The sequence below is a fragment of the Coprobacter fastidiosus genome (assembly GCF_030296935.1).
In the GTDB taxonomy this organism is placed as follows: domain Bacteria; phylum Bacteroidota; class Bacteroidia; order Bacteroidales; family Coprobacteraceae; genus Coprobacter; species Coprobacter fastidiosus.
In genome coordinates this window covers 756944-776308 of record NZ_AP028032.1, presented here as the reverse complement: position 1 = coordinate 776308, position 19365 = coordinate 756944, and the positions used below count along the sequence as shown (strand labels likewise).

Annotated in this window: 13 protein-coding genes and 2 pseudogenes; 13 read left to right on the top strand and 2 right to left on the bottom strand. The window is 35.4% G+C overall.

Translation table 11 applies throughout. The features are described 5' to 3' along the window. Nucleotides 1-93: 93 nt before the first annotated feature. Entirely contained in the window at nucleotides 94-1137 is a 1044-nt protein-coding gene (locus QUE35_RS03145) for a reverse transcriptase domain-containing protein (protein WP_169721126.1), read from the top strand. Nucleotides 1138-1243: 106 nt separating this feature from the next. Here the strand turns inward: QUE35_RS03145 and QUE35_RS03140 are convergent, their stop codons facing one another. Continuing rightward, nucleotides 1244-2350, bottom strand: coding sequence for a site-specific integrase (locus QUE35_RS03140; RefSeq protein WP_031258566.1), 1107 nt, complete (start codon nucleotides 2348-2350; stop codon nucleotides 1244-1246). Between the two features lie 93 nt (nucleotides 2351-2443). Beyond that, nucleotides 2444-3349, bottom strand: coding sequence for a helix-turn-helix domain-containing protein (locus QUE35_RS03135; RefSeq protein WP_022601128.1), 906 nt, complete (start codon nucleotides 3347-3349; stop codon nucleotides 2444-2446). A gap of 750 nt (nucleotides 3350-4099) precedes the next feature. On the opposite strand from QUE35_RS03135, the gene QUE35_RS03130 reads away from it, so the two are divergent. The 12 genes and pseudogenes from QUE35_RS03130 (at nucleotide 4100) to QUE35_RS03080 (ending at nucleotide 19364) form a co-directional block, all read left to right on the top strand. After that, complete coding sequence (locus QUE35_RS03130; protein WP_022601129.1) at nucleotides 4100-5398, top strand: AAA family ATPase; 1299 nt, start codon at nucleotides 4100-4102, stop codon at nucleotides 5396-5398. A 47-nt stretch (nucleotides 5399-5445) separates the two neighbouring features. Next, complete coding sequence (locus QUE35_RS03125) at nucleotides 5446-5865, top strand: hypothetical protein (RefSeq protein ID WP_022011571.1); 420 nt, start codon at nucleotides 5446-5448, stop codon at nucleotides 5863-5865. After that, nucleotides 5858-6805, top strand: coding sequence for a hypothetical protein (locus QUE35_RS03120; RefSeq protein WP_022601130.1), 948 nt, complete (start codon nucleotides 5858-5860; stop codon nucleotides 6803-6805). Before QUE35_RS03125 ends, QUE35_RS03120 begins: the two co-directional genes overlap by 8 nt. A 14-nt stretch (nucleotides 6806-6819) precedes the next feature. Beyond that, entirely contained in the window at nucleotides 6820-7776 is a 957-nt protein-coding gene (locus QUE35_RS03115; protein WP_031258570.1) for a hypothetical protein, read from the top strand. 4 nt (nucleotides 7777-7780) lie between these two features. Beyond that, nucleotides 7781-11308 carry a hypothetical protein gene (locus QUE35_RS03110; protein WP_022601132.1) on the top strand — a complete coding sequence of 1176 codons (3528 nt, stop codon included), beginning with the start codon at nucleotides 7781-7783 and terminating at the stop codon, nucleotides 11306-11308. 4 nt (nucleotides 11309-11312) lie between these two features. Beyond that, nucleotides 11313-12839: a hypothetical protein gene (locus tag QUE35_RS03105; protein ID WP_022601133.1), complete on the top strand. Its 1527-nt coding sequence runs from the start codon at nucleotides 11313-11315 to the stop codon at nucleotides 12837-12839. A 2-nt stretch (nucleotides 12840-12841) separates the two neighbouring features. Beyond that, nucleotides 12842-14587: an AAA family ATPase gene (locus QUE35_RS03100; RefSeq protein ID WP_022601135.1), complete on the top strand. Its 1746-nt coding sequence runs from the start codon at nucleotides 12842-12844 to the stop codon at nucleotides 14585-14587. Continuing rightward, the gene (locus tag QUE35_RS03095; protein WP_286262283.1) at nucleotides 14577-16268 is read left to right on the top strand and encodes a vWA domain-containing protein; all 1692 of its coding nucleotides are present in this window, start codon (nucleotides 14577-14579) and stop codon (nucleotides 16266-16268) included. The genes QUE35_RS03100 and QUE35_RS03095 overlap by 11 nt, the downstream gene beginning before the upstream one ends. Nucleotides 16269-16279: 11 nt before the next feature. Continuing rightward, nucleotides 16280-16748 (top strand): annotated as a pseudogene (locus QUE35_RS03090) (macro domain-containing protein). Between the two features lie 127 nt (nucleotides 16749-16875). Next, nucleotides 16876-16995: an AlbA family DNA-binding domain-containing protein gene (locus QUE35_RS13675; protein ID WP_349290056.1), complete on the top strand. Its 120-nt coding sequence runs from the start codon at nucleotides 16876-16878 to the stop codon at nucleotides 16993-16995. A gap of 609 nt (nucleotides 16996-17604) precedes the next feature. After that, nucleotides 17605-17817, top strand: coding sequence for a helix-turn-helix transcriptional regulator (locus QUE35_RS03085; protein WP_007844365.1), 213 nt, complete (start codon nucleotides 17605-17607; stop codon nucleotides 17815-17817). Between the two features lie 10 nt (nucleotides 17818-17827). Next, a pseudogene (locus tag QUE35_RS03080) lies at nucleotides 17828-19364 on the top strand (RNA-binding domain-containing protein). Nucleotide 19365 lies beyond the last annotated feature (1 nt).

Below are 19365 nucleotides of genomic sequence, written 5' to 3'. Positions count from 1 at the left end.
GGGGGCGTACAGAAATTAAAACACAATTACACTGATAGTGCTGAACAAGGCTTGTCCAGCACTGTCACTAAAGTGACAATTACGTAAATGACTATGACAGATACTTGGGAGTCTCTTTTTAAAGAATGTGCCGTAGAAAACAACCATACGGAAAATTATTTGAAGGAATGTTTTGAATATGCAGGGAGTTTGCACCAGCGAAATCTCCCTGTGATATTTGATTTTGTTCATCTTGCCATGTATTTTGAATGTTGCGCAGAAACCCTCAAAGGAATGGTTGCAAATGTTGAGAAACATTATACAGAATACAAAATCAGGAAAAAGTCTGGTGGTGATAGATTAATAGAAGCACCTGATTTTTTGCTGAAAAATATGCAGCGATGGATTTATATAAATATACTTTGTAAAGATTTATCAATAAACGATTGCGTTCATGGATTTATACCAGCATTTAAAAATAGGGACAAAGTACGCGGTATCTTGACAAATGCTGCACCTCATGCGGGGCATGACTGGCTGATTAATGTTGATTTGAAGAATTTTTTTCATACAGTAGAACTAGATAATGTGAATAATTATTTTCATTCTCTAGGATATGAAGATGAAGTGGTTAAAACATTAACTGCCTTATGTACATATAAGTCTCGACTACCACAAGGTGCGCCAACAAGTCCAATGTTATCAAATATCATAGCATCGAGAATGGATGAGATGATGTTAGAATATTGTAAAAAACGAGGAATAGTTTATACACGTTATGCTGATGATCTAACATTTTCGGCTGATTATGATGTTAAGATTCCAGCTCTTGAAGACATCTATAAAATCGTATATCTTAATGGATTTAAAGTAAATCGGATGAAAACAAAAGTACGTTATAAAGGATGTAAGCAAGAGGTTACAGGTTTGACTGTAACAAATGGAGTACATGTATCGCAAAAGTATAAAAAGGAAATATTACGTGAATTGCATTTTTGTAAGAAGTTTGGAGTATATGAACATTATCAACATTTGAAAACGACAAAGGGATTGTACAAAGACTGGTTAAGGGGAAAGATAATGTTTGTAAGACAGATTGACCCTGCATGCGGAAATAAGATGTTAGAACAGTTTAATGAACTTAATTGGTTGGTATAATTTTGACTTGGCAATCAATAATCGCTTCCATTAATATTATGATATAACAGGCCATATCCGATAGATTTTCCAGATATGATCTGTTACAGATAAAGAAACGACTCTATTATTTCAGCGAAATCTTATTCGCCGTCTCTCTCTTCTTGGAATTGACCAAATCAGCATAAATTTGAGTAGTGGTGACATTCTTATGCGTCAGCATTTTCGATACTGTGTAAATGTCTGTACCTAAAGAGATTTGGATGACCGCATACGAGTGCCTAAAACAGTGGAAGGTTATGTGCTTTCTGATTCCGGCTTCGGCAATCCATTGTTTCAGGGGATGATGGGTCATGGAGCGGGTTAAGCCTTTGAAGACTTTTCCGGTGCCCCATTCGCCACACAACTTCAGTGCCTCCTGACTGATGGGGAGGGTGGCCTCGGTTTCTGTCTTTTCGGTGCAGATACGGATGTAATAGCCTTGATCCGGGCCGACTTCAAAATCACGCCAGTCCAGCTTCAGAATATCACTGATACGGAGGCCTGTCATGCAAGCAAACAGGGAGGCTTGTTTCAAGACTGGAATCTTGCAGGGTGTAGCTGCCAGTTTCTTGACTTCATCAAGTGTCAGATACTCTTTCTTGACCTCTTTCCATTCGATTTTTTCCAGAAAGTCGTTCAAATTCTCACGCAACATTTTTTCTTTATAGGCTATTTTCAACGGAGCTCGGAAAGTAGAATAATAGCCGGCTGCAGAATTGCGTGAGATATAAGCATTGGGATGATTGATCTGTTTGCATTTGAGCAGGTAATCCCTGAACTTCTCGCACAGTTCTACGGTGACATCGCCAAAGGTACATTTACCGCCGACAAATTTCTCAAAGTGATTGTAAACACAATCCCATTTCTCATACTTTTCCCGTGCCTTTGTCCGGAAGTAGGCAAGGAAATCTACCTTTTGCTTGTTCTTGTCTAGAAACCCGAATTCTTCATTGATAAGCGACTGGACACGAATACAGCGAATGGCCTCTGCCTTGTTCAGCATATCCTGATTGAACATTCTTTGCTGCTCGTTCTTGGGCTTGGCATAGATGTAGATGCCGAGGAATTCCCGGCGACTCATCTTCATCGTGTAAGGATTGCGGATGGCCGGGTAATAATCCAGATAAAGAGATATGCGGTCGTTACGCAATGACTTTTGTCTCAGAGTTACGTTGGTGCATGTAAGTGTCATAGCTATATTGTTTTTTTGATTAATACTTGTTTTTGTTGCAAATAAAATAGGTGTTATGATGGTGATATTTATCACCAGAAAATAACTTTCGCCTCATTCTATCTTTGGAGGCTCAAAGAACTTGTCTAGCTCTGCTCGCAGGATCTTGGTATATTTACCGACCTTGATACGGGGGATATTATGGTATTTCACATAATGGTAGAGTTGATCCCGTGTCAGATTGAATCGCTCCATCACTTCGGCAATGGTGTAGTATTTGGGCTCTTCGGGAGCTATGAGACCTTTGGCAATGTCCACATGCTTCTTGGAGTAATACACCATGATGCCGACTTTCTTTTTGGGAATGGCATTCTCTGATACAAAAGAATAGATGGCCGTCAGTGTCATGCCAAACTTCTCTTGCATGTCTTGCGTGCTGTACCATTCCTTGATTTCAGGATCGGGAGCTTTCTTTGCAAAGTAGTCATTAATATGCTTTTTGCTCCAATAGGTTTTCCCAAAGTGAAAGGTTCGTGGGATATTATGTTCCTTTGCGATATGGAATATCCAGGAATCCTTTACGTCATACTTCTCCTTGACTTCGGTGGTGGTGTAGAAATCATTAATGGAAGGTTTGTCTCTGACCGGAATTTTAAATTCTATAGGCTTATTGAATAAGTCATCAATATCTTCCTTTTTCAATAGAAATTTATATCCAAGTCGGGAGGCTTTTAATTCACCTCTTTTCAGATAGCCATAAAGAGTATGTCGGATTACTCCAATGTATGTGGCAGCTTCTGTGATAGTAAGAATAGGCTTGTCTCTGATCTTTTCAATCGGCTTTTCCTTGATGACTTTTTCGACAACCTGGTTGTTAGCTCTAATGGAAGCTTCACGTTTCTTCTGTTTATACAGAAGGTTTGCACATCTGTGCGAACAACAGGTTGTGGTTGTTTTATGTGCAATGAATTCTTGCTTGCACCACGCACAGATTCGTCTGATTTCAATGTTGCTACTCATGTTATTTCTCCTTATTTCTCCAATATTTTGTATAACTCCGTAAAATCCCGTAAAATGGCGTAAAAGTTCTCTACGACCTTGCCAACGATAATCCTCGGATTTTCGTGGTGAGGTACACAGGAAGTACAAAAAATGGCGTAAAAAGGCTTAGCAACGATTATCAACGATACTTTAGCAACAAAAAGACACCCCGTAAAGAGCGCCATATCAATCGATTATAATCAATTTAACTCATTGATAATCATATAGTTATTTTCTCGATGCACATGTAGATGAAATTGATAATCAAAAACTTATGTTTTAAACGGTAGAAAAGTATTTTTGAGGCCATAATGGGTTGTTTTTGAAGCTGAATCTATTAATTCTATACTTCCTTCCGCCTTTTAATTAGAACCACGGAAAATTTAGTTTTTCCCAACTGAAGTTCACCAGTTTTCTATCTACTTACAAAGGTACAAATAATACGTGAGTTTTTCGCCAAGTATGTCAACTAAATGCAAGGGAGTTTCACGCTTATTGTTTTACTGAACAAAGGGGAAAAAATAGAATTAATTCTTTTCCCTCTATTTGACTTTACTTTAATGGACGTATATATTAGTACGTGGGTAAAGTAAAGTTGTCAAGCGAATAATTTGATTTTATCTAATTATAAACAGGATAAATGTAGCTATTTTACAAAAACAGGTAGTATAATATTCTATTTCTTATTTTATTTGATATATTTGCAATCAAAGAAGAAATAGATTGACTATGATAGCAGAATTTACAGTAGAAAACTTCTACTCAATAAGGTCGACTCAAAAAATAAGCTTTGAACCTTCATCAGACAGTTTTATGTTGGATGAATACACTTATGAAGTTAAGGATGGTGTAAGATTACTGAAAGTAGGAATAATATATGGGGCTAATGCGTCTGGTAAAAGCAATGTGCTGGAAGCTATAGATTTTTTCAAGATGCTGGTGTTAAGGGTGCCAAAAGGTCGTAATGATACTACTAGAGTTGTTCCTTTTTTATTAGACGAAACATCAAAGACTAAAACGACAAAGATGTCTATGTCTTTTTATGTGAACCAATTGAAGTATATCCTTAGCTTTGAGCTTGATAAAAAGCGTATATATTCCGAAACATTAACTGTATATGAATCCATACGCCCTACAAAACTTTATAGCCGTAGCTATGATCCTTATACAGATTCTTCAGTTATAGAATTTGGAATAAACCTGAAAATGGCAAAGAAAAATCAGGATACCATAGCAGGAAACACAATAAATAACTGCAGTGTGCTTGCTGCTTTTGGAAACTGCAATGTAGGGAAGACCAAGCTAAATGATGTCTATGACTATTTTGCAAAGCAAGTAAAAGATGTTCTTGCTCCTGGAATGCTTTTGTCGGGATATGTGAAACGTCATTTGGATAAGGACAAGGATGGAAATCTGAAGAAATTTATTTTGAACTTTTTAAAGGATTCGGATTTTAATATTGAAGATGTTACTCTTCATGAAGAAGAAGAACTTATAACGCCTGAACTAGAACAACTGATTCAGAAAGCTCCAATTGCTGATGATGCAAAATCAGAAATGTTGAAAAAAGGTAAAATAACAAATACGGAATTGACATTCACTCATAGGACAGGGAATGGTTTATATGAATTATCTGAAGAGTATGAATCAAACGGTACTATGAGATTTTTAGGAATGGCCATAATACTGAATTTCCTTCTGAAAAATAACCAGTTTGTACCCATAGATGAAGTTGAAACAAGCATTCATTATGAATTGCTATCCTATTTTATAAAAGTATTCTTGGCTAATAGCAATCAGACTTCACAAATGCTATTGACTACTCACGACATTAACCTATTAAATGAGGAGTTTATACGACGTGATACAATATGGTTTACGGATAAAGATGAACAGGGAGAAACAAATGTGGTTCGTCTTTCAGCTTTAGGGCTACATAAGAATCTCTCGCCTTATAATGCATATAAACAAGGTAAATTAGTGAAACTGCCATTCTTGGGTAGCCAGTATTTTAATTTAAATGATTGATGCAAAGGAACAAACGGTAACAAAAAGTTTATAGATAGAACATTAAAATGATTAATTTACAATTATCCAATTGGAAGAGCATACTACAGGATATTTATTGTCCTGTAATAGGCTCTATATGGGTTGCTCCTAATGGTATTTGGGATAATCATTTTGCTCACAACAAGGACAAAGATGATTTTCATCCGTCTGTTGTTGGAAGAGTATTTGATGAAAACAAAAAATGCTGGATAATTCCAGGAACGTCCAAAGACTATAATAAGGGCACAAATGTCTTTAGGGTAAAGATCAATCCAAATGATCCCGATTGTCCTTACTCTTACTTCTTGATAAAACTTAGAATGACATATAATTCTAAGGATTTAACTAATTTGCAACGAGGTTGGAATGGAATAGACTCCTTAAGTGACAGCCAAATAGAAGAACTCAAATTACAAATCAAATTTAGCCTAGGAATCAATGTTTAAGGAAGAATATCTATTAGAGTTGCTCTCTGGAAAACTAACATCCAGAGGCTACGCAAACATACTTGGTACGATTACTTCGATGGTGAGGAAATACCAGTGGAAGAAAAGTATCATAGTATCGGATCATAATGACAATGATTGGCAAAGTGATGATATTAAGGAATTGAGTCACCAGTTCTTTGAGTGGATTATATCCAAAAATAAGATTAAGTATTTGTCAAAAGTGCCATTTGAATATTTGTCTTATTATTTTACACAAATGTTCATTTCTTTTGTTTCAAACAGAATTAAGGAAGAACAACAAAAGGTCGGTCTGAGTTTTCAAAAGTGTCAGGAACTTGTTCAAGAAATATGCCAAGAAGACTATGATGAAGAAACTCACGAACATAGTGCTTATGTTAAAAGTTCAATGTCCGATGGTAATAATTGGATAGATAAGTTAGATGATGTCGTTAAGTATCTTGCTCATTATCCAATAAATGAAGATACTAAACATTTTAAGCCAATTGTTAAACTGGCAATAGAAGATATTCTTTTGTCGGCTGATGGTTATGTATCGGTTTCTTCTTTGGCTAAAGCTGTCTTTGAATTATTAGATCAGTCAGTCTTCAAGACAAATATGTCAGAAAATCAAATTGTTTATAATCAACTTGACGATGAGCAAACCAAAGCAATAAAGACAATAATCGAAGACGTAGGTCAAGTAGATTCACGTATATTCTTAGAGTACATATTTCAGAATACAGGTGGTATATCATTATCATCCATCGCTGATAAGTATAACCTTCCGAAAAGCTCTGTCCATCGCAAGATAGAAGATTTTAAGAAAAAAATTTTCTCTACTTATGTGCCTAATAATGAAGAGGAAGGTATTTCTTTCTTGCAAAATATTGCTTTAGCTTTGGACAAAATATCAGAAACGGGAGTATTACCATTATGACAAACGTAGAATATATGAACATCATAAATGATTTCCTCAAGAACCCGATAATTCCTGAGGTGAAAGAAGACATTATAGTATCAGATAAAGAATTGGCCAGCATTAACGACTTATTCGCTTCGAATGATGTGCCTGTCAATTATTTGCATCTACGTCCTAAAATCAAAGAGAATCAGATATGGACAATTAAAAGAAGTTATATGGATTACGAAGGAATACTCCAGTCGGCTGCTGCTCCTATTATGGTTTTATTGGTTTCTCAAGAAGAAATGATAGGAGAAGATGGAATGTTTGTTAGAGTATGTCCTATATCTCCATTTGTTGAAATGGCTTCTGAGAATGATCAAATTTGTGAAGAGGAATCAATAACAGGTTTTCCTTTCTTTATAGAGAGATGGAATGAGCAGCCAATTCTTACTGAAATTCTGGATAAATACGTAGGTGATTATTATTTGGATAGCTCTTCCAAAGACTGTAAGTTGACAAATGATCAAGAAGAATTCAGAGAAATAGAAATATCAAATGCTCGATTCTTAAACCATTCTGTGATTGCGTTTATGAATAATCTTGAAAGGTCTGAGAATTTTTCATTCTCTGTAGATGTTAACTATGAGGATTATTCTAAGACAAAACACATGCCTCAAATGAATGTCCTTAAGCCAAGATTGATTCCTCTTAATGGACATGAAGAATATGCGATGGCTGCCAGAACCAATAATATTATTTCTGAGAATGATTGCATTGAGTTCAATTATGAGCATATGCCTTTCTCTATTGAGGTCAGGAAAAAGAAAGCAGAGTTCATTTTAACTATTATTCCAAAAGTAGAAGTAGTACTGCGGAATCTAGAAAACAAACAAATAGAAGGTACCTCAAATTCTGAGAGAATAGTATATGGAGGTTTGCGAAAAGGTTTATACCAAATAGAATCTCCACTTCTGAATAAAACGATAACAATTAGATTAAAGTAATAATATGGCAGGAACTTACATCCCACTCATAAAAAGAACTAAATGGGTTGATCTTAGTAACGAACATAAAAAACTAAGAGAAACTGTAGAGTCTGATCTAAAAGAAGGCTGTAACAAAGGCAATATCCAACCAATAATGTTACAGGGGGCTTTTGGTATTGGTAAATCAACAACATTATACTATCTATTCCATTACGGTTGGGAAGTGCTAAAAACGCCTACCTTCTACATGCCTTTGGCTAAGATTGTTGATGCTGTAAAGAAGGAAGCAGAGTCATTGGAATCTGGTAAGGTTCAAAATAACCAACTTAGCAGAATTATCAATAGTATCATTAAAGAGCAGATCGACAAATTGAGAAACTCTAATTGGAATGATATAAACGATATTGATTTCCCTGATTTTAAATCTGGTGATGATTCTGAGAATCCAAGCTTAAACCAGTATTTGGAAGATTTCATTCCTGTCACATTGGATTCAAATGATACCAAAGAATCAGAAATTAGCAAACTTGTTTTTTCCGAAGAAGTTATCCGCCAAGCATTAGAAAGCACTACACCTCCTATACTCCTTGTGGATGAATTTGAGTCAAAATTCTATGAACTCAAACGTTATGTTGAATCATCTGGGGGTGGTATCCTTCGTGAATTGTTTGATCAAGTTGTTCAGACAAAACCTTTCTTATTAGTTATTGGCAATGGACCAGCTTCTGGCTATGAAGTAGCAAAAGAAAAGGGAACAGATGGAAATAATGATAGCGAAACAGCTGCTAATAGAAGACTGAAGACAATTCAGATTCCATTTCCAACGGTAGCCTTACTTAAACGTAAGTTTATGAAGGAGTGCGCTAATGGATATGTGAATTTTATATGGTGGATGTCTCGTTGTCGTCCAGGTCATATACAGAAATTGTGGGATGCCATTGATTATAGTATTTATAAGGAATATGATGCAACAGAATTCCTTGTAAAGGACATTTTCAATGAGCCAATAGATGAAAGTGGTGAAGAAGTAAAATACCTAAAGGTTTCTTATTTCAATCAAATGAATAGTTACATTCGTCCGATTGTTGGTAGACTTTTACTAGATTTTGAACCACAATCCATTAAGATTGAGGATTCATACAGAGAGGCAATGAAGGATAGTGCAGAAGATTTCTTCTGTACAGATGAGTTAGTATCTGTAGTAAAAGAACTCAATCCTGCAATTAGTGATGATTTTTCTGCATATCTTGAAAAGTGTAAAGAACAAGGGAAATACACAAGCGTTGATTATATAAGAAACGTTGGTAAGTATTTTAGCTATATTCTCTCTGCTTGTTCTAATTCTGACGGTAAAATTGCTTTTTCAACTGCATGCAGAAATAACAAAGAGAAAGCACTTGCTACAACTTTCTTGATTCCATTACTAGAGTTAACATACGACTTTATTAGTCAGTATGAGGATAATGAGGACCAAGTAACACGAGAGACAAAAGATTTTATCTTAGATTCTATTAAATTTATTGAATCTTCTGTCGAAGAGGAAACAATTGATGATAACTTTGAGAATCTTAATAGTATTTTTGAAACTTGCAAAATTAAATCAGGAAATGAGATTTATATGCAGTATTCATTACGTGCCATTAGGGAAATCATTGAACAGCCTATTGGCTCTCCGAAGTTGAAATATAAGGATATGAGTTTGGATAAAAAACTTGAATCCTCAAATTTCAGACAGAGTGTCCTTTTGACTTCTCGTAGTAGTGACAATACAATTATCTTTGTACCTATTTTAGAGGATGAACCTTTAAAAAAGTATATCCTCAGGCTTAAAGACTATATCAAATCACAAAAGAATGACTTGCATACCAATGCAAGTAAAACTATTAGAATAGTATATCTCCAAGAACATGAATATATAAGCCAACTGAAAGAAGAAGTATGTAAGGATGGTTCAGGTAACCTTCTGCCAATCTGTAAAATGAAAAAGTTGGTTTTTGAGGATTACAATCACTATCAGTTCAATTTTGGGGGACAAATAGCAGATTTTATTGACTCTGTGGCAAAAATTGTCATAGTAGCTGGATCTTGCAATGATATTGTTTTGATTGACGACAATCGTACATACGACTTCCATACAGCCATTGACGTTATTAAAAATAGAGAATGGACAAAGCAAAAGGAGGCTATTAGAACAATTGAACACTATTCCAGACTTGTATTGGAAGGGGATAGTTGTGTTATTAACACAATTTCTCTTGCGCAGAAAAAAGACCATGAGTCAGCAATGGAAAACCTAATCTGCGAAAAGAGGGATTATGAAGACAATATTCTTTGGGATTTTACCAGTCTTGAATCTGCAGATATAACTGATACAAAAAGTAAGTATCTTGCAATGTACTATATATTGGAGAATGCAAAGAAGCCTACATCAAGTTATCAATCATTATTAAAGATCCTTCAAGAAGTAGGAAACTTTAGAAATGCTTTGTATCTGCCCCCAATTGAAGATAGGATTAACGAATCCTTATTCTTTGATCAAATATTAAATATTTTATCAAGAGAAACTGCCAGTAAATTGATGAGTTCTTATGATAATGAAGACTACATCATTAAACATCTGTGTTCTTTCACAGCTATGATGAATAATGAGAGATCTGTAAGTAAGTTGGACGAACTGCTGACTTTTATGAAGGATTCTCTAAATGACCATTGGATAGCTTCATATAATAATGATATGTCTTATGGATTTAGCAAGGGGCGTACATTGATAAAATTGCTATATCTTAAAGCGTATATCGAAAAGATTGATTTCTCTTTGTTGCGTAGTCAGTTGAATACAAGAATTGAAGAAAAGCAAACAGAGCTTGTTTCAACAATATCGAATTCAACTCAACACATAGCAGCTATAACAGATTTGTTGTATTCTAAGAATTATGCGAAAGCGAATCCAGAGAAAATGCCTTTCCAAGGATATGTATCTGAATTACAATTGGTATCTAGATTACTGTCAAACTGTAAGAGAATCGTATTAGAAGACAAGGATGGTGTATCAATATTTGCAATAATTTCATCAATCGTATGGAGAATCTCAAATATAGTTTCACAAGCCAAAGTTGTTGAACATCAAATTAATGGTATTTTGATATCCTTAAAGAATAAGAAGGAACTTATCGAAAAAGAATATCAGTTACCTATCAATACAATATATCAGGATTCATTGACATCAAAACTTATTAACCTTTCTGATCTTAAGCCTAATGGTCAGCCACAAAGATATGATGGTGATTGGTGTTGGACACAGTATGCTAGATATTTGACGCCAAGATCAGAAGTTCAAAATGTCATTGATGCAAAATTGCATCCTGCAAAAGAAACTTCAATTGACGAGTCTGATATTCATAAGTTCAAGGCCTTTCTTCAAACAAGTTTGACTAATTCTACATATAAAGTTCGAATGGACGAAACCTTAAAGTTCTGTAAAGATTGTCAGGCAGAAGCATTGAGTTATACCAAGGTTTATGAATATATCAAAGATTTATTAAAAGAGTAACCATATGAATATTGATAAAATTACAAAGCAATACAATAAGGCTCTTGAGATAAAAAAGGGTGATAAATATGCCGAAACTCTTAAATTAGAGCTTAGCAAGCAAGAGTGGCAAGATGAGCTTAACGCAATTGAGGAAAGGATTTCAAACATCCTTACCAAAAAAGATTTTGAAAAATGCACAAAGCAACTTGAACAGTTATTTGATTCTTTGTATGAAAAAATGACAGCTCCAGGGTTAGATGCATTTGTGTCATGGGTTGAGGAACATACAAAGAATAACGAAAATAATATTGCTAAATTGCGAGATTTCCTAAAAGGTAATTATGAAACATATTCTTCTAGAATTGATTCAATATTAAGTACACTTGAAAACATTTCTTTTGATGATGACAAGTGTATATTTGATAAAATCATCTCTGAATTTAATAAAAAGTTGAAATCAGATGTCTCAGCATTTGTTAATAAGCCAGATGAATTTGAGAATAATATTGATGGATTCTTGACAGATTTAGAGGATGAATTTGTTGGTTTAGCAGACATTTCTGAATTGGCTTATACAAAGGTAGAAGATCTATATACGGAAGAACAAAAGAATGATGAGACAATATCATTCTATTCCGAAATAATTAAGCAGTCTATAAAAAATGGACAGAATCTTACAGCACTTAATGAGTCCGAAAATAAGTCAAAACTATACTTGCGAGTAAGAAACAGAATCGCGTCTATTAAGAAAGTAATAACCATACTTTCTGATACTGGCATCTCAAGTAATTCGGATGATACACTTAAGCAACTTTTCAAGAAGTTCGATGACACCATGTTGGCAACAAAAGGAGATGTAGCTGAATGCTTGAATAATTTTATTGAGAATACTTGGAATGATATTGAAGCCAAGTACATTGACATAAAAGAATTCTATGCAGAAGATGAATTGTCGTTTAATAAAACTTGGGATGGATTCGAAAAAGAAGGTGAGATAGATCTGCTCATAAAGAATTACAAGACAGTAAGAAACGCTAATGTACTACCACAGATACTTACTGTGAAATTTGAGGAAATCGTTCCAAAACTAAACAAATGTCATAATGAAATTGCAAAGCTCCATAGTTCAGAAATAAAGATTTTTGACGAAGTAAAAGACTGCTTTGATGAATTCTTGGCAAACTATAACAAGACCAAAAAAGCTATGTTGGAAAAGATTGCAAAAACTCATCCAGAATTACAAAATGATATTGACTCAATATATGATTCTGAAAATGGAACTCTGGCAACAATTGTGAATGGTTTAGGACCACTCTCTGATTTTATGAATTCTATTTCTGATGAAACTTTAGATACAATGCTTGAGGATAAGAATAAAACTCAGCAGATATTTGAAGACATCATGAAAAAATCTGGATTGGAAACAGAGATAAACTGGCTTCAACAAAAAGAGTCTTTAGAGTTAACGCCATCTGATTTAGATCATGACTATCTCCGAAAACTATTGGAGAGTGGACTTATTAAATTATCATATACAAAAGAATACTAATAATGACAAATATTGATATAATTCAGGCATTGGATAACATACGAATAAACAATTTGTATGTGCACAATTCAGAACTTGAAGGTGCAAAGTTCTCGAACGAGAAGTTGAAAGATCGAAAAGTGTATTTGGTAGAAACGCTTGCTGTAATCAATGCACTTGTTGAGCGTGGTACAATGATGTTGTATGGAGGACATGGCGGAGGAAAAACCACCTTGTCTAAGTATTTAGGTCAGTTGTTTTGCCATCTTACCAAGGAAAAGATTGAAGATTGTATATTGAGAGGACATCCACAATTGACAGAAGAAAAAATCCTTGGTAGTTTAGATTTTACTCAAATGACAGGAAACAAACCACTTGATAATGGTAAGTTGTCAGTGGTCTGGAACGAATTTGTCACATCAAGATGGAAAATCATTGATGAGATAAATCGTTTATCTCCATACGCACAAAATATTCTATTGTCATTGCTCGCAGAAGGGTCAGTAAAATATCATGATCAGAGTATGATTGTTCCTGCTTTCACCCTGTTTGCAACCTTGAACCCAAAGGACAATGCGAACACAGAATTGTCTTTGCCATTCAAGGATAGATTTGCTCTTGCACTTCCGATAACCATGCCTGATTATGACAGTTTCAGTACTATTGGAAAACGAGATAAATCATCTTATAATGATCGTATTGAGGAATATCTTCAGGATGTTAATCTAGAAGAACTTCAAGAAATTGTTAAGAATATTCCATATACAGAAGAAGCCGAATTGTTTATCAACTACATAATTGCTTCATATCGCCTATGTGAAAGAGCCTCTAAAGAGTCTAATGATAACTTGTCTGTTGACAAGAGTCTTTGTGAGAATTGTCATATGTGTGCACCAGAAAAAGTGTGCTCAAAAATCAAGTTACCACTAAGCGTCAGAGTAAAAGAAGACCTGTACAGATATGGAAAAGCTCTTGCATGGTTCCTTGGAGACAGAGAAGTCAATGTAAATCATATTGAGGTTTTAGCCCCATATATGATTTGGCATAGAGCTGTTCTGAGCAAAAAGTATGTGTCAACTTTAACTGAACATTGGAAAAATACAAATTCAGGGAAGCAAACATCCATTTTTATAACAAATATTGATTTAGATGGAACTCGAAATATCATACAAATGATCAAAAATGAGTTTGATGGTATTAAAGATCTTCTTATGGGTTTTGAAAGAGTTAAGACAGGAACACTTTCAGTTCCAGAATTCAATGAGTATCTTAAAGAAATAAGAGACTCGTCATATAATTCTCTTGTAATATCTGCAGAGATTGTTCCAGTCTTAAATGAAAAATATGCTCCAGTTTATGATAAGATTGTGTCCTATAACAACCAGATAGATAACTCAAAAGGTGACATTTCGAAGCTTAAGGCTATAAAATCAGAATTAGCATTTAGATATGATATTCCCAATCGACAGTACATTTCAGAGCGAGTTAACCGTTCTATCAAAAAGATAGAAATAAAGGAATATACATTTAAGCTCGAAAAAGATTCAATAATATCGAATCCTCAACTGTCATCTCTTATTCAAGCGGTTATTCCTGGTACCGATCTTGCAAATGGTGACATACAAAAAGTAAAACCATTTAAGTTGTTGGATATTACACGAGATGCATGCGACTTGTCAGTTAAGAGATTGAAAAAATATATCTTTACCTACCAAGGGGACGAAGATTCTGAATTATTCAAATACTTACAAGCAAACAATGTCAATTGATATTGAAACATATAGATTGAAAGCCCAAGAAGCAATTGAGTATGTATTCGTCAAGGAGTATCACAATTCCTTGGGGATTCCTATGCCTATTGTCAAAATGCTTTTGCCGGATGATGCTAATTATTCAACTGGGCAATACTATATTACTATAGATAAGACTTGGCAGATTCATCTTAATTTCGGAAAACTTCCTATAAGTTATCATGAGTTTCAGAATGAAGTAAAAGTACTTACAAGACATGAAATAGAGCACTATATGTGTTGCCCATTTGATGTAATTACTCATTTTAGAATGCTAAAAAGAATTAGAGATGTTTATTATAAGCATTTCTCTCATCTTGGTATAAATATCAAGTATGCGTGTGGAGCAATTTCAAATCAAGCAGCTGATATTATTGTTGATACAAAAAACTATTATAGACATAGTAAAGAAACTTTAAAGAGTGAAATCGATTGGATAAAAATAGGTGCAAATATCAGTGCTTGTCCAAGGCATTGCAAATTAATGTTTCTAACAAAAGAGGCAATTTGGAAAGAAGATCTTGGTATAAATGAAACTGATCCTGAATTTTTAAAAATTGTCCATCAATTAGCTGATTCATTCACGAAAAACGGCATAGAAGATAAATCGTCATTTTTAGATAAAGTTGAAGAATATGCAGAAATATTCTTTAAACTATATGTTGAAGACCAAAAGAATCCCCAGCAGAGTAGTCAACAAGGATCTCAGCAACAGAGCGGTCAGCAGGGACCTCAGCAACAGAGCGGTCAATGGGGTGTTGGTAGACCTAAAGATGGCGATGAACACGGAAATGCTTTTGTTTTTGCGGATCCTGATAAAGTCAAAGAAGCAATAGAAGTACTCGCAGAAGAAACCTCTGTAGAAGAGTTCATCGACCTATTAGCAATTGCTGGTATTATAGGTATGTCTGATAAGCAGAAGGGAGTTCTTTGGTTTAATGTTCAAAGTGCTAATATCATACCAATTGTTGAATTTTCGAATACAGGAAACAAGTCTTCATATACATATCCCTCTGTATGGAGAATTGGTGACCCAATAGAGGAGCTGGATTTAATGTTAACATATATGACATCTCCACGACTTATTCCTGGAATGACTACAAAAAAGTGGGAATATGTATCTAATGATGATAATGGTACTGAAAGCAAACAAATGGATTTGTTGTTGGTCGTTGATACATCCGGTAGTATGGGGTCTGCGATGAAGGAATCTGCTAATATGCATCAGGCTGTTCTTGCATCATATGGTATTTTATCATACTTTGAATCAACAAAAAGCAAGGTTGCATTTATAGGATTTAGTGATAAAATTGATGCATACGTTGATTGGAGTGATAAATATGATGACGTAAGGGAGCGTCTATTAACAAATGGTCACGGTGGAACTAAGTTTCCAATTTCAAGAATTAAATCAACGTTAGACGTAAGATTTAGAGATCTAGTTACCGTGTTGATTACAGATGGTGACTTAGGCAATATCAATGAATCTGTAAGCTATTTCCGTGATTATTTGAATGATGATAATAAGTTATATATATTTTTACTTGGTGGTTCAAAATCTCTACATAGCTATGAACCATTAAAGAATATTGGCGCTAAAATTTATAATGCAAATAATGCAAACGAATTTTGCGGTATGGTTCTAACCGATATGGAATAAGAGGTAAGTATATGAAACAGATAGAACTCGTCGTTGGTGGCATAACCAAGCTGGCAGTTGATGCAATCGTTAATGCAGCTAACCGCTCGTTGTTAGATGGTGGAGGAGTGGATGGTGCTATTCATCGTGCTGCAGGTCGCGAACTCTTGAAGGAGTGCATGACTCTTGCGGTTGCGAGACTGGTCAGAGTAAGATAACAGGGGCATATAACTTGCCTTGCAAGTATGTAATCCATACCGTCGGACCTGTTTTTATGGTAATGGTGACGAGTCTCAGTTGCTGGTTTCATGTGCACTTGACATTGCTAAGGAAAAGAGCATTAAGAGTATCGCTTTCCCTTGTATTAGTACTGGTGTGTATGGCTATCCAAAGGCAGAGGCTGCTTAGATTGCGTTGAAGGCAATCCATGAGAGTGACTTTGATGGTAAAGTAATCATCTGTTGTTTCTGTGAGTCAGATGCTACATATTATAAAATATAAAGGGGAATCGTTATGTTCGATAGAACTCTAAACATTTAAATAAATAGTAGGTCAATACGTTATATATAAAATAGAAGTACTAGACATTCACCAACTGATAGGCGGGGTAACAAAATATGATAAGAAGGTGGCTCTGGAGGTGAAGAAACCGAAAAGTTGGTGCAAGAGTGTGAGCACCTTTGCCAATGGTATTGGTGGCAGACTCATTTGGGGTATTGCTAATGATAAAACTATCGGTCGGTCTTGATGACGTAAAAGATGATGCGGAGAAGATCAGCGAAGCTATCAAGTCTCACATTGATCCAATACCTGATTCAACCTCTCGTTCGCAAAGGCTGAAGACAAGGAGTTCGTTGTACTCACAGTGATGCCTGGTGCTCAGATATCTTATTATAACATAGATGATGGACCGATGTAGGCATTTGTTCGTGTTGGTAACTAGAGTGTAGTAGCTAGTATCTTGAAGCACAAAGAACTGGTGCTGAAGGGTAGTAACATGTCGTATGAGCCTTGTGTATTGTTGGAAGTTCGTGGATATGGTATTTACCGTGCTTCGTGCCACATACTTTAAGCGCACTAAACGTTTGTTTGAGAATAGCGACTATGAATCATTCGGCATTATCAACGAGAAGTGTGAACTGATTAATACTGGTGCTCTGCTCGCAGACTATCCTCCTGTTCGCCACTCACATTTGTTCTGTACTCGCTGGAATGAACTTGACAAGGCTAATGGTATGGTGGTTAATTTTTGAATAGAATTATCATTGAAAGGTATTTTACCAAAATAAATTGAACAATATTAGCTTTTCACATTGAATTTTGATATATTTGCATTAAACTACAAATTATTTCAATTATGAAGCAATTGAATAGGATTAAAATAGTCCTTGTTGAAAAGAATAAAACGGCTAAATGGCTCTCTGAGCAAGTTGGTAGGAATGTGACATCTGTTTCTCGTTGGTGTACTAATGCTTCACAACCAGATTTGGAAACATTATTTCGCATAGCGGAACTTTTGGATGTTGATGTAAGAGAATTGCTTCATGTAGAAAAGGATAAATCTAAATAAGTATATCAAGATGGCTATTCCGGTAAACATAGAAGACTTGCTTCATAAGCGTAAAATAGAATCCACCCGTATTGAGTTTAAAACAGGATGGAATCCAGATAAAATTTATCGCACCATCTGTGCTTTCGCTAATGATTTTGATAACATTGGCGGAGGATACATCATCGTAGGTGTTCAAGAAGAAGAAAACACAGGTATCGCAAAACGGCCAGTGACAGGTGTTCCTATAGAGGAACTTGATAAGATACAACGTGATATGGTTGGGTTCAATCATAAGATTGAGCCATTCTATTTGCCACGAATCGACATGCAGGAGATTGACGGGAATTATTTGGGTGCCAGCTGGAGTGAACCGTCCTTATAATGTACGTGAACGAGTTACAGCAAGTAATCAGTCGCCATGTAAGTGGTATGTTCGTAGTGGAACCAATACTATTGAGGCGAGAGGTGAAGTCTTGGATGAATTGCGTGAGATGGCGAATCGTACTCCATTTGATGAAAGGGGTAATGAGAGTATAGAGATAACAGATATTTCAAGGGCCTTGGTTCTGGATTACTTGCAAACAGTCAACAGTCGTTTGGTTGCTGATTTCGAAAAGCTGTCCCTGTTCGAGTTGTTGTCGCAAATGGACCTGCTGGTAGGGCCCGTTGAACGTCAACTAGTCAAGAATGTGGCCGCTATGATGTTCTGTAAGAATCCTGCCAAATTTTTCCCGACAACACAAGTAGATATTGTTATCTTTCCCGAGGGCTGCATTAAGAATCCCAATAACATGATTGAGGTTCCAAAGATTGTTGGCCCTGTTCCCGATATGATAAAACAGGCATTGGACTATATCAAAACGAATGTTATCAAGAAACGTATCATTAAGCAGAAAGACAAGGCTGAATCTATAATCTTCTTCAACTATCCTTATCAAGCAATTGAAGAGGCAGTCGTTAATGCTTTGTATCATAGAGATTATCAAGAACGAGAACCGGTTGAGATTACGATTGAGCCAGAAAAGATTTCCATTCTTAGTTATGCCGGTCCGGACCGTTCCATCAGCATTGATGCTATCCAAAAGGCTGAACGTCTGAAGTCACGCCGCTACCGTAATCGTCGTTTGGGCGATTATCTCAAAGAACTTCAGTTGTCCGAAGGTAGAGGAACCGGTATCCCAACCATACAAGACGAATTAAGAAGAAATGGCTCTGCTCCTGCTGTGATTGAGACAAATGAAGAGAGAAGTTATTTCTTGATTGAGATTCCTTGTAGAGAAGGTTTTGGTGATAGAGTCTTGATTGGGGATGATTTTATTTCCTCAGATGATGATAAGATAAATGATAAGATAAAAAGTGTCCTGTTAAAGATTTCAGAACTAGGAATAGCTAAAAGAAAAGACTTGCATGATGCAATAAAAATATCAATGCCTACTATTGATAGAATCCTTAAGCAACTTATTTCAGAAGATCTTAATTTGATTGAGTATCAAGGTTCGCGTAAAACAGGCGGTTATGTATTGACAGAGAAAGGCAAAGCCTTTATAAAATCAATGAATGAATAAT

Bases quoted from the DNA above. Each gene is read 5' to 3' on its own strand.
- QUE35_RS03145 (WP_169721126.1), top strand. From the start codon at position 94: ATGACAGATACTTGGGAGTCTCTTTTTAAAGAATGTGCCGTAGAAAAC.
- QUE35_RS03140 (WP_031258566.1), bottom strand. From the start codon at position 2,350: ATGACACTTACATGCACCAACGTAACTCTGAGACAAAAGTCATTGCGT.
- QUE35_RS03135 (WP_022601128.1), bottom strand. From the start codon at position 3,349: ATGAGTAGCAACATTGAAATCAGACGAATCTGTGCGTGGTGCAAGCAA.
- QUE35_RS03130 (WP_022601129.1), top strand. From the start codon at position 4,100: ATGATAGCAGAATTTACAGTAGAAAACTTCTACTCAATAAGGTCGACT.
- QUE35_RS03125 (WP_022011571.1), top strand. From the start codon at position 5,446: ATGATTAATTTACAATTATCCAATTGGAAGAGCATACTACAGGATATT.
- QUE35_RS03120 (WP_022601130.1), top strand. From the start codon at position 5,858: ATGTTTAAGGAAGAATATCTATTAGAGTTGCTCTCTGGAAAACTAACA.
- QUE35_RS03115 (WP_031258570.1), top strand. From the start codon at position 6,820: ATGAACATCATAAATGATTTCCTCAAGAACCCGATAATTCCTGAGGTG.
- QUE35_RS03110 (WP_022601132.1), top strand. From the start codon at position 7,781: ATGGCAGGAACTTACATCCCACTCATAAAAAGAACTAAATGGGTTGAT.
- QUE35_RS03105 (WP_022601133.1), top strand. From the start codon at position 11,313: ATGAATATTGATAAAATTACAAAGCAATACAATAAGGCTCTTGAGATA.
- QUE35_RS03100 (WP_022601135.1), top strand. From the start codon at position 12,842: ATGACAAATATTGATATAATTCAGGCATTGGATAACATACGAATAAAC.
- QUE35_RS03095 (WP_286262283.1), top strand. From the start codon at position 14,577: ATGTCAATTGATATTGAAACATATAGATTGAAAGCCCAAGAAGCAATT.
- QUE35_RS03085 (WP_007844365.1), top strand. From the start codon at position 17,605: ATGAAGCAATTGAATAGGATTAAAATAGTCCTTGTTGAAAAGAATAAA.